Below are 11,513 nucleotides of genomic sequence, written 5' to 3'. Positions count from 1 at the left end.
GACCTGTATCTTTCTTGGGAAATGCTTTGTAATAAATGTTCGACAAACTATCCCAGGGAAGCAGATGAGCTAACTTAACCCAACGGTTTTCTGGGTTAAGATGACGATCAAAAGGAGACTCAAATCCCTCAATAATGAGCTGATTCGGACTGCTATAAATAGGGCTAGGTGCACGCCTTTTTGATGCTTTTTTCATAAATCCTTGCACTTGACAACCTAAAAATAACTATAATTCATTGGTTAACAAAACGAATAGAGTTTTTCAGCAGACCCTATATAAAACGGTGGCTGTCTAAAAAGGTGCAATTCCTCATCTCGACTTCGCTCGAAATGACGAAAGCTGATATTTTTTAGACAGTCCTTTTTTTACTTGTATATGGCTACTTCAACCTCTCCATCTTCCGTAATGGCAGCTCTATACATCCCTGCAGTATTAAAGGGCATTGCTATTTGGCCATTTCTATCCAAAGCGACCAGTCCACCATCGCCCCCAAGCTGCCCAATTTTTTCGATCATCAGCCTAGAAGCCTCCTCTACGCCAAGCCCTTTGTACTCCATCAGGTCCGATACCGATTTGGCGACTACACTGCGAATGAAAAACTCACCCCATCCCGTGCAGGACACACCCACGGTACGATCATCGCAATAGGTTCCTGCACCGATAATGGGCGAATCGCCCACCCGTCCGTATTTCTTATTGGTCATGCCTCCTGTTGAGGTACCTGCAGCCAAATGGCCTTCCTGGTCCAGGGCCACACAACCCACAGTACCAAATTTATCATCCCGGTTCTGAAATGGAACGCGATTGCTTTGCTTCGCGTCGTGATCCAGCACCGCTTTGATAGAGTCCTGCTTTATTGCTCTTTGTAGTGCATCATAGCGCGGCTGCGTATAGAAATAACTGGGATCTACGATTTCCAGCCCTACCTCCTTGGCAAAAAGTTCTGCACCTGCCCCCACCATCATGACATGCTCGGATTTTTCCATCACGGCACGTGCCCCGCTTATGGGATGCTTTATCGTAGTGACACCCGCTACGGCACCGGCCTCCAATGTTTTGCCATACATGATGGAAGCATCAAGTTCGTTGCGACCATCATGGGTAAAGACCGCGCCTTTGCTCGCATTGAACAAGGGGTTGTCCTCCAATACCCAAATCGCCGCCTCAACAGCATCGAGGCTGCTTTTCCCTTCCTTGATCAGTTTATATCCCGCCAACAAAGCCTCCTTCATGGCTCCCGTATAAGCCTCCTCCCTTTCTGGAGTCATGTTTTGTTTCAAGATGGTGCCGGCACCACCGTGCAACACCATCACATATCGTTTTTCTTGTGCAGACAAGCTTAACGCAGTAAGAAAAATTACGGCAAGCATCGCCATCAGTTTCTTTGGATACATTTTCTTCTTTTTTGACAACAATTATACGGATAAAGCCTATACTGCACAAGTAGAACAAAACTATCATCCCATAGTCTGGACCTTTTTTTACGCAGATTGACCGATAAAAAACCCATTTCTCCAGGTTTTGGCATGAATTATTCCAATAATGGCAAAAATATATCACTTTTATCAATTGCACCCTATGCTTTAATACACTATTTTTGAAAAATAAGGAACAATAATTATTCAATTCCCGAAATTGTATATCAATGATTTTAATAGCCGACAGCGGATCGACCAAAACAGACTGGTGCTTTATTGAAGGCAATAACATTGCAGAATATTTTAAAACCGAGGGCTATAACCCATACTATGCTACGCAAGCTTATATCATAGAATCGATTCGCAAAAATATGCCGGAGGCAATAGATGTATCGAGCATCAATGAAGTTCACTTCTATGGTGCTGGATGCCATGCTGATAAGATAGAGCTGATGGAAGAAACCCTCTATAATGTTTTCCACAATTGCGAACGGATCAGGGCGGCCGGCGATCTACTGGCAGCAGCGCGAGGGCTATTGGGCCATCGGGAAGGTTTTGCAGCCATACTCGGTACCGGCACGAACACGGGGATCTATGACGGCAAAGAGATTGTTGAGCATGTGGATTCGTTAGGCTTTATCCTAGGGGATGAAGGAAGTGGGGCGGCGATTGGAAAACAGATATTAAGCGATTATATGCGCAACAGAATGCCAGAAACTACGAAGCAACTGTTTTACGACACTTACCAACTCACGCCTGGGGAAATCCTAAACAAAGTCTATACCGAACCGCTTGCAAACCGATTTTGTGCAAGCTTCACACGTTTCCTAGCGCTGCCAGATGTGGATAAAAGTTATGCTAGGGAGCTAGTAAAGGGTTCTTTTCATAGCTTCTTCAGGAATTTGGTGTCCAGTTACCCAAATTATTCCCAATACACATTCAATTGCGTAGGTTCCATAGGTTATCATTTCGGGGATTTATTGATGGAAGTAATGGCCATATACAACATGGAAGCAGGCAAAATCATACCATCCCTTATCGAAGAACTTGCCAATTATCACCTCATGAAGTCACAGAAATAAAGGCATATATGGCCTAATGGATTCGTGGCCCGGGAAAACAAGTGGCTTGATCCTTTGTTGCAATATGGGGCCTCAATAGTTAAAAGCAATTACAAAAGTCTACAAGTCAACTTACTATATGGCAGACAAAACATACAAAATAGGTATATCAGGCTCCTACGGAGGCATGAATTTGGGAGACGAAGCTATCTTGCAAAGCATCATTGCACAGATAAGAAGCAGCATCAAGGCAGAAATAACCGTTTTCTCACGTGTGGCTAGAGACACCAAAGACAGGCACGATATAGAAAAGGTAGTGGATGTGCGCAACCTCTCCATCAACGAGATTAAGCCAGAAATAGCATCCTTGGACGTATTTATTCTAGGTGGGGGCGGCTTACTCTACGATGCCGACGTAAAATTCTACCTCCGCGAGGTAAAGATAGCCCAGGAGCTAGGTATCCCTACCATGCTCTATGCCATTGGTGCCGGCCCGCTCAACAATGCTGCCTCACAAAGCCTTGTGGCCGACGTGTTGAACCATGTAGATGCCATCACGGTAAGGGACGTCGACTCGCGGCACTTGCTCGAAAGCTTAGGCGTGAAAGCTGAAATCACGGTAACGGCCGACCCTGCTTTTCTAATACGGCCAGAGCCGCTACCGGAAGGAACCCTGATAAGGGAACAACTCACCAGCGACAAGCCCATAGTGGGCATGTCCGTGCGTGAGTTGGGCGTTGCAGCACCAGACCTGGACATGCAAAAATACCATATGCTACTGGCAAATGCTGCCGATTTCATGGTAGACCGTTTCAATGCGGACATTGTTTTTGTCCCCACGGAAAGGAAAAACCAAGATATCCAACTCTCCCATGCCGTCATCTCCCAGATGCTGAAACCGCATCGGGCACATGTGCTAAAAGGTAAATACACACCCGGCCAACTGTTAAATATCATGGGCCATTTCCAATTTGCCGTCGGCATGCGTCTTCACTTCCTCATTTTTGCCGCCTTGCAGAATGTGCCTTTCGTAGCGCTGCCATACGCCTCCAAGGTGAAAGGGCTGCTAGGAGATCTAGGCTTAGACATGCCTCCCATCGAGCTGGTAAACGCAGGTAGACTAATCGCGCACCTCGATCATTCGTGGGATCTGCAAGGCCCTCTTCGCGAACAGATACAGGAAAAACTGCCCTCAATACAACAACGCTCAAAACGTAGTAATACCCTATTGTTAGATTTGCTGAAAAAGCATTCCAACTAAATTGTTTATGCCTATATTAAGGAAACCCACAAACCAAATCGAACTTACGCTAGCCCCTAGGAAGGCTAGTCTGGCAGCAGATACAGACGTATTGATCGTTGGCGGAGGTCCAGCAGGAATAGGCGCTGCCATTGGTGCTGCACAGTCTGGAGCAAAGGTGACCTTGGTGGAACGACTTGGATTCTTGGGAGGCAACGCCACCGCGGCCCTCGTCATGCCGCTGATGTCATTCCACACTCAACAATATAGACCTGCAAAGAGCGGCTATTCCAAGCATTTCCTACCAAATGACCATGGCCCAGGTACAGCCATCATTGCGGGGGCACTGTCACAACTATTATCTAAACTTGTACAAGCAGGGGCTGCCATAGCCCCATCGCTCGAAACGGGCTACGTCGTGCCATTCGATCCCGAGCTCTTCAAGATGATCAGTCTTGACTTATTGGATGAACATGGCGTAGATATCCTATTCCATGCATTTGCAAGCGGTATTTATGACGACGGCAACAAAAAGGGAGCAATATTGGAAACCAAATCGGGGCCTTTGGTCATTACGGCAAAAACCATCATAGACTGCTCGGGCGATGGCGACATCGCTGTCGCGGCGGGAGCACAATACCATGTAGGCCGCGAAACTGACGGACTTGTACAACCCATTTCCCTCATGTTTAGGATGGTAGAGTTTCAACGTACGCATTTTGGCAATTACGTCAAGCAACATCCAGACCAATGGCGAGGCGTGCACGGCCTATGGGACTTGATAGAACAGGCCACCAAGGCTGGCGAACTCGATCTACCACGCGAGGACATCCTTTTCTTTGACACCCCCCATCCGCATGAACTGAGCGTCAACTCTACACGGATCACCCAAGTGCTGGGCATTGACGTTTGGGACCTCTCCTATGCCGAATGGGAAGGGAGGCGTCAGGTAAGGCAAATTGCCGACTTTTTGAAGAAATATGTTCCTGGCTTTGAGAAATCCTACGTCGCTCAAACGGGTGTCACTGTGGGCGTGCGGGAGACGAGACGAATTGTGGGCGACTATACGCTCACGACAGAAGATGTGCTCTCGGCCCAAAAATTTGACGATGGCGTAGCTAAATGCTCCTATCCCATAGACGTGCACAACCCCGAAGGAAAGGGCACCGTCCTGAAGCGATTACCGCCAGGCGAAGCATATGACATCCCGTTACGCTGCCTATTGCCCAAGGATGTGGACGGCATCTTGGTCGCAGGAAGATGCATCTCTGGCAGCCATGAGGCGCATTCCTCCTATCGGGTGATGCCTACGGCCATGGCCATGGGACAGGCAGCTGGCGTATGTGCATCCATAGCCTCTAGGCAGGGCATATTCCCCAGAGCAGTAGACGCGGCAGATGTACAGCAGGAGCTGATTAGGCAGGGCGCCATTGTTTCTTGACCTTCTCTTTGCTCAACGCCTTGCCTCCTCCTGGCGGCCGAGTTCATTGCTCAATTCTTAATTGTTACATAAAGACAGGTTAACACCCCGGTAACATGGTTTAGCTACGTTTGCGACATTGTTTTTACATAAGTCGAAAAAAATGTATCTAAATCTTACCAAATTATTGTGGTTGCTATTACCACTAAGTGTCGGCTTCATGTCGGTGCATGCAAGTCACCCTAAAAAAGAAACAAAGGCAATTGAAGCCCTGCTCCAACAACAGCTTTCGGGACAAGTATTGGATGGCGAAGGAAATGCGATTGCAGGGGCCACTGTCACCAATACAAGTACCCAACAAAGCGTGCAAACAGGTAATGAAGGTCGTTTTTCCTTGGCTGGAAAAACAGGAGACGTCCTGTCCGTGAGATACGTTGGCTATGCAACGATCGAGCATCGTGTCACCGCTTTACAGGGAATTTCGATCCAATTGAATGGCGAAGACCAACAATTGGAAGAAGTATTGGTGTCGATTGGCTATCAGCGTGTCCGAAAATCCGATTTGACGGGAGCTATCTCAAATGTAAAAGCCGATGAGTTGAACTTGACAAGTCCAAAACTGTCGCAAGCCCTTGTAGGGAAAGTAGCTGGTGTTCAAGTCTCTCAGACAAGCGGAGCTCCGTATGATGGCACAAAAATTCGCGTACGGGGAATCGGCTCTGTCAATGCAGGATCCGATCCTTTATATGTTATTGATGGCTATCCTGCAGGCAATAACCTGAACATAAATCCAAATGATATCGAAACGATCGATATCTTGAAAGATGCTGCATCGGCAGCCATCTATGGCTCACGTGCCGCCGGAGGGGTCGTACTCATCACAACAAAACGTGGTAGAGAAGGGCGTAGCAATATCGACTATGAAGTATTGGGGGGCTTTGGTCAGCTATCTAAGAAAGTAGACTTGCTCAACGCAGATGAATTTATTGATCTGCTTATTGACGGTCGGAACAACATGTATAGGGATCTGGTGGTCAGTAGGGGCATAACCTGGACCGACAACATGCGCTTGGATGACAATGCTACTCGCGTGGCTCGCGTAGGAAATGCGGGATCAATCTCGATACCCGAGGAATATTATGACTTTTCCACAGGATTGGCAAGGCCTTCGATGTATAATACCGACTGGCAAGACGCACTTTATAGAAATGCTCCTTTCCAAAGGCACAACCTTTCTGCATATGGAGGAAATGAAAAAACGCGCTATTTTTTAAGTAGCTCATACCAAAATCAAGAAGGTATCATGCTTGGCACGGACCAACAGGTATTCAACTTCAGGAGCAATATAGACACGGAGCTAAGCAAGCGACTTAAGGTAGGTGCCAATGTATCCTTTACCTATAACGACAACAACGAGGTAACTACCGGTCGCTACGACCAGAGTCCGTCTATGGCAGCCTTGATCTACTTGCCTACCCTTCCCGTATATAATGAAGATGGCACCTATGCCAAGTATCTTATGGCAGACCTGTCTGCAAACAATTTTGGAATTCAGAACCCAGAAAATCCCTTGGCATATGTTACCGAGATTAAAAACCAGCGAAAAGGCAAAAGGGGGCTTTATAACGCCTTTGCAGATTTTGCCATTATCGAAGGCTTAAATTTCAAAATAAACGGCGGCCTGTCTACATATGATGAAAAGTACGATTACTATCGTCCTACAAGTATATCCAGCGGCAACAACCCACCGTTTTCAGATGCAGCAAAAACCGCTGCGTACGCCGATGCCAACACAAGGGGCGAAATCGATAAATTGTTGGAAGCAACTTTGAATTATTCAAAATCATTTCAAGAAAAACATCACCTTCAGGCCCTATTGGGCTATTCAGCCCAACGAACGGATATCGACTACATCGCCGTCCGGGCAAATGGTTTCCAAAATGATGCCATTGGAGAGATCACCGACAAAGGCGCGGATCCGTCCAATTTTCAGTTGCGCGATGCTTTCAAGCGGGTAACCACACTCCAGTCTTATTTTAGCCGTGTCAACTATAGCTACGATTCAAAATACTTCCTGTCTGCATCGTTCCGTACAGATGCATCATCTCGCTTTGGTTCTGAAAGCAAATGGGGTACCTTTCCTTCATTGTCGGCCGGATGGACGGTCTCCAATGAAGAATTCTACAACAGCTGGCTCGGAACGGGTTCTACCATGAAACTTAGAGCAAGTTGGGGATTGAGCGGCAACAACAATATCGGTGACTACCGCGCTGTGACAACATTCAACTCTCCTGGTGGGGTAATCATCGGTGACCGTGTAGAAACCGCCTATTGGCCCGGAGATCTGCGCGATGCCAACTTAGGTTGGGAAACCACCTCACAGTACAACGCGGGCTTGGATTTGGGCTTGTGGAACGGCAGGTTGAACATATTATCCAACTTCTACTTGAGTAGGTCATATAACCTCCTCTTCGATCAGCCGATAACGGCCATTTCTGGCGCTACTACCATCCTGACAAACCTTCCTGACAGCAAAGTACAAAACAAAGGCTTTGATGTGCAGGTAGATGCGACACTTGTGAGAAACAATGGTTTTGAATTGGGGTTGAGTGGTAACATAAATGTAAACAGAAATAAAGTGCTGGATTTGGGAGGAGCTTCGACCATCATTACGAATGGAGCGGAGCGATCGTACATGACACATATCACCCAAGAAGGAAGCCCTATCGGTATGTTTTACGGATTTAAGGTCTTGGGAGTGGCTACGGAAGAAAACTATACAACCGTAGCTCCTTCGGCAGCATCGACCAACCCACTTCAACCGGGAGACCTCTATTTTGAAGATGTAGATGGAAATGGCATCGTCAATGACGAGGATAAACGTATCATCGGAAATCCGCACCCCGATTTCACCTATGGGTTTGCGTTGAATGCAAGCTACAAAAGCTTTGACCTTAGGGCCTCTTTCAATGGTTCGCATGGCAATCAGGTATTGGATGGATATGACTACTATCTTTACAATATGGAAGGTTCCGGCAATCAATATGCCGATGTGGCTCAGCGATGGAGATCTTCTGCTGATCCAGGCAATGGTCAAGTATATAGAGCCTCTAGAGGTGGCACACAAAGCAACAGCACTCGCTTATCTTCCTTTTATCTACAAGACGGATCCTTCTTGCGAATGACCAACATCATTCTGGGATATAGCTTGCCGCAAGACATAGCGAGAAAATTGACCCTAGCCGGCGTAAGGATATACGCCAGCGTCGACAATCCCTTTACCATTACAAAATACAAAGGGTATAACCCTGAACCGGATTACAATCAACGCGGCAACCTCACACCGGGTGTAGACTACGGTTTGTATCCGTTGGTAAGAGGTTACAACTTAGGTTTGAAAGTGACATTTTAAAATCATGAAAAAAATGAAAAAAAGATATCTATTGCCTATTGCCCTGCTGGCATTGGCATCATGCAGCGACGACTTTTTAAATCAACAAGATCCTAATGCCGTTTCCGTAGAAGCTTACTTCAAAACGGAAAACGACGTGCTGTTGGCTGTAAATGGCGTATACCAGATCTTGCGCTCGGGCAGTACCGTAGGCGAATCCAGTGCTTTATACAGCGAAGAACGCTCTGACAATGCGGGTCGGGATGACAACCAGTCAAATGCAGGTGAACCGTTTCAATTCAACGATTTTTCCTTGCTGCCAAGTAACTCGTATTTAAGGACTCATTGGGCCACTATGTATGATGGCATAGCACGTTGTAATACTCTCCTAGCCAGAATAGACCAGGTTGCGTTCACGGAGGAAGCATTGAAACAGCGCTATATGGCAGAGGTAAAATTCGTTCGCGCTTTGCTCTACTTCCACTTGGTACGAAAGTTTGGCGATGTGCCTCTGTCTACAGAAGAGATATTGACAAAGGATCAGGCCGATGCCCTGGCCTTTAGGCAAAAAGAAGAGGTGGTGTACCAGCAGATCGTTCAGGACCTGACAGACGCATTGGCTAGCGATCTACCCAACACACAAGCAGAATATGCCGTCGGCAGAACTTCAAAGGCTGCGGTCAATGCCCTCTTGGGACAGGTGTACCTTACAATGGCAACAACCCTGTCCGCCTCTTCGAATGAAAACCTCCAAAAAGCGGAGCAGTATCTGACAGCGGCTTATAACTTGAGAACCTTCGGCAAATTGAATGAAATACCCTATGAAGAAGTCTTTGACGTAGATCATAAGAATTCCTGCAAAGAACTTATCTTTCAGGTGCAATACCTTCAGGGCGATCAAAACTACAGTTCAAGCATAGCCCGCAATAACCAGGCGCGTGGAGAGACCATCAATTCCAGATTTGTATCAACAGGTGTAGGTGGAAATGTGAAGATGGACTTGGTAAAAGATTATGAGAACAATGACTTGCGAAAGGATTTCTCCATTAAATTTGCAACGAGCCCGCAAGTAAACGACTGGTTTATCACCAAATTTCGAGATAACAGTGATGCTGCAGGCACCCAAGGCTGGGGAGGCAATGACTGGATTCTAATTCGATACGCAGATGTGATGTTGCTTTTGGCCGAGGCCAAACTTCATTTGAACAAGAATGCGGAAGCTATACAACTACTGGACGAGATACGTGAACGGGCTAACTTGCCTTCCTACGCCACTTCCATGAATGACGCCACCTATCGGGCCAAATACCCGACGTTGAAAGAGGCCATTTTACACGAGCGCCGCGTGGAATTAGCATTTGAAAACCACCGGTGGTTTGATCTTATCCGCAACTACGATGCCCAAGGACTAGTAAACTACTTCATGGCAAAAGACCAAGCAGATTATGGAAATGCCAAGATATCCAATATTTCGTTAAAAGACAGGTATTATCCTATTCCCTTTGATGAATACAAATTGAATCCGGAAAAAATGTATCAAAATCCTGGCTATTAACAGAAACTGATGATCTTAATAAAGTATTTTAAAATCACAATAACACTGGCAACCCTCGGCATATGCACCTTGCATATGTCTTGGGCCCAGGATTATTCAGCGTACAAAAGTCCTCAGGACTGGATTATTGCCAAAAACTACTACCTGACTTTTCTCTTAGCGCAGAAGGACGCCCCCATGGAGCGAATACTGTCCAATGCGAAAATAGATGCAATCCTACAACAACGAAACCTTCGGTATAAAAACAGCATCAAGTGCGCTGATCTTACCTGCTTTCTAGATGCCTTTAAATGGAAGCAGGAGGAAATAGACCCGCTTACGGAGCTTTTGGCGGATGCAGCAATTCAAGACACGCTTCTGACTGACTTAATCCATCAGCAACTTATCCCTTCGATGGCCTATGGCGCAAAGATAGACGAAACCCCACGGGAATACTTTGCCAAGGCGATCCGTCAGGACATGATGGCTATGAATTATGTCATTGATGTATATGGCGGTGGGGAAAAACCTAACTACCCTAAAATCGATTCGATATCTTTTGATGTGACAAATGGTGCTTATCTCATGCTGCTCCAAGATGTAAGACAAGACGTCACCAAAGATATTCAAAAACCTACAGATGCCTTTTATGCATCATTGTTGACTGCCGTTCGCTTATTGGAAGTGAACGAGCGTTGGGATGCGGCACAGCTGGAGCCTCTGATAGCAATGGAGAACCGGAAGGCGTACGAAAAAATCCAGCAGACTGACTTTGACGCATATCCTTATAGCCTACTGCTCACTTTAGGTGCGGGGCCCACTGTCTACGGCCAACCGATCAGTCCGGGAGGCATGCTGCGCTCACGCATGGCAGCAAGGAGCTACTTCGATGGTCTGGCGCCTTTTATCGTGGTTTCTGGCGGACGGGTACACCCATATAAAACTCCGTATATTGAGGCAGTTGAGATGAAAAAGTACCTGACGGAAGTCTTGGGAGTCCCCGATGATGCCATACTGATAGATCCTCATGCACGCCATACGACAACCAATATGCGCAATACAGCCAGGATCATGCTCAATTATGGTTTCCCAAAAGACAAGTATGCGATTGTAAACAGCAGCGTGCCACATATAGATGCGGTTGAAAAGATGGCCGACCGTTGTATTCGTGAGCTGGGTTACGTTCCTTACGAATTGGGGAAACGTATAAGTGATGTTATCATCGAGTTTAAACCGAAGAAGGAAGCACTTACCATCGATCCAGATGAACCTTTGGATCCGTGATCTCCACACAATTTGACTCAATAACCTTGGATCAAGACGAAATGTATTCGAAGTCGACGGGTTAATGTTTTTTGAAAACACCCTTGCTCCCTCGACAAGTAAGCAACATCCCAAAAATGCCGTGAAAAAGTTTGACACCATGAGTAAAATGTATTTATTTTTGC

General features: G+C 46.5%; 8 protein-coding genes. 6 read left to right on the top strand and 2 right to left on the bottom strand.

Going from position 1 to position 11,513, the window contains the following annotated elements; all coding sequences use genetic code 11:
* Both A37S_RS27730 and A37S_RS0109145 read right to left on the bottom strand, forming a co-directional pair.
* Positions 1–196, bottom strand: a 196-nt coding sequence (locus A37S_RS27730; protein WP_211229751.1) for a hypothetical protein, incomplete at its 3' end; no start/stop codon positions are given.
* Between the two features lie 170 nt (positions 197–366).
* Positions 367–1,395: an isoaspartyl peptidase/L-asparaginase family protein gene (locus A37S_RS0109145; protein WP_028296728.1), complete on the bottom strand. Its 1,029-nt coding sequence runs from the start codon at positions 1,393–1,395 to the stop codon at positions 367–369.
* A 251-nt stretch (positions 1,396–1,646) separates the two neighbouring features.
* On the opposite strand from A37S_RS0109145, the gene A37S_RS0109140 reads away from it, so the two are divergent.
* The 6 genes from A37S_RS0109140 (at position 1,647) to A37S_RS0109115 (ending at position 11,349) form a co-directional block, all read left to right on the top strand.
* On the top strand, positions 1,647–2,501 hold the full coding sequence (locus tag A37S_RS0109140; protein ID WP_028296727.1) for an N-acetylglucosamine kinase: 855 nt from the start codon (positions 1,647–1,649) through the stop codon (positions 2,499–2,501).
* A gap of 118 nt (positions 2,502–2,619) precedes the next feature.
* Positions 2,620–3,741 carry a polysaccharide pyruvyl transferase family protein gene (locus A37S_RS0109135; RefSeq protein WP_028296726.1) on the top strand — a complete coding sequence of 374 codons (1,122 nt, stop codon included), beginning with the start codon at positions 2,620–2,622 and terminating at the stop codon, positions 3,739–3,741.
* 7 nt (positions 3,742–3,748) lie between these two features.
* Entirely contained in the window at positions 3,749–5,161 is a 1,413-nt protein-coding gene (locus A37S_RS0109130) for an FAD-dependent oxidoreductase (protein WP_028296725.1), read from the top strand.
* A 142-nt stretch (positions 5,162–5,303) separates the two neighbouring features.
* Entirely contained in the window at positions 5,304–8,552 is a 3,249-nt protein-coding gene (locus A37S_RS0109125) for a SusC/RagA family TonB-linked outer membrane protein (protein WP_028296724.1), read from the top strand.
* Positions 8,553–8,565: 13 nt separating this feature from the next.
* Positions 8,566–10,086 carry a RagB/SusD family nutrient uptake outer membrane protein gene (locus tag A37S_RS0109120; RefSeq protein WP_028296723.1) on the top strand — a complete coding sequence of 507 codons (1,521 nt, stop codon included), beginning with the start codon at positions 8,566–8,568 and terminating at the stop codon, positions 10,084–10,086.
* 9 nt (positions 10,087–10,095) lie between these two features.
* Complete coding sequence (locus tag A37S_RS0109115) at positions 10,096–11,349, top strand: YdcF family protein (RefSeq protein WP_036601967.1); 1,254 nt, start codon at positions 10,096–10,098, stop codon at positions 11,347–11,349.
* Positions 11,350–11,513: the final 164 nt, after the last annotated feature.

It is taken from the genome of Olivibacter sitiensis DSM 17696, from assembly GCF_000427965.1.
GTDB classification, from domain to species: Bacteria; Bacteroidota; Bacteroidia; order Sphingobacteriales; family Sphingobacteriaceae; genus Olivibacter; species Olivibacter sitiensis.
The sequence above is the reverse complement of the archived record's forward strand: the minus strand, read 5'-3'. Positions and strand labels throughout refer to the sequence as shown.

Excerpts from the sequence above, each read along its gene's own strand:
- A37S_RS0109145 (WP_028296728.1), bottom strand. The coding sequence starts at position 1,395 with ATGTATCCAAAGAAACTGATGGCGATGCTTGCCGTAATTTTTCTTACT.
- A37S_RS0109140 (WP_028296727.1), top strand. The coding sequence starts at position 1,647 with ATGATTTTAATAGCCGACAGCGGATCGACCAAAACAGACTGGTGCTTT.
- A37S_RS0109135 (WP_028296726.1), top strand. The coding sequence starts at position 2,620 with ATGGCAGACAAAACATACAAAATAGGTATATCAGGCTCCTACGGAGGC.
- A37S_RS0109130 (WP_028296725.1), top strand. The coding sequence starts at position 3,749 with ATGCCTATATTAAGGAAACCCACAAACCAAATCGAACTTACGCTAGCC.
- A37S_RS0109125 (WP_028296724.1), top strand. The coding sequence starts at position 5,304 with ATGTATCTAAATCTTACCAAATTATTGTGGTTGCTATTACCACTAAGT.
- A37S_RS0109120 (WP_028296723.1), top strand. The coding sequence starts at position 8,566 with ATGAAAAAAAGATATCTATTGCCTATTGCCCTGCTGGCATTGGCATCA.
- A37S_RS0109115 (WP_036601967.1), top strand. The coding sequence starts at position 10,096 with ATGATCTTAATAAAGTATTTTAAAATCACAATAACACTGGCAACCCTC.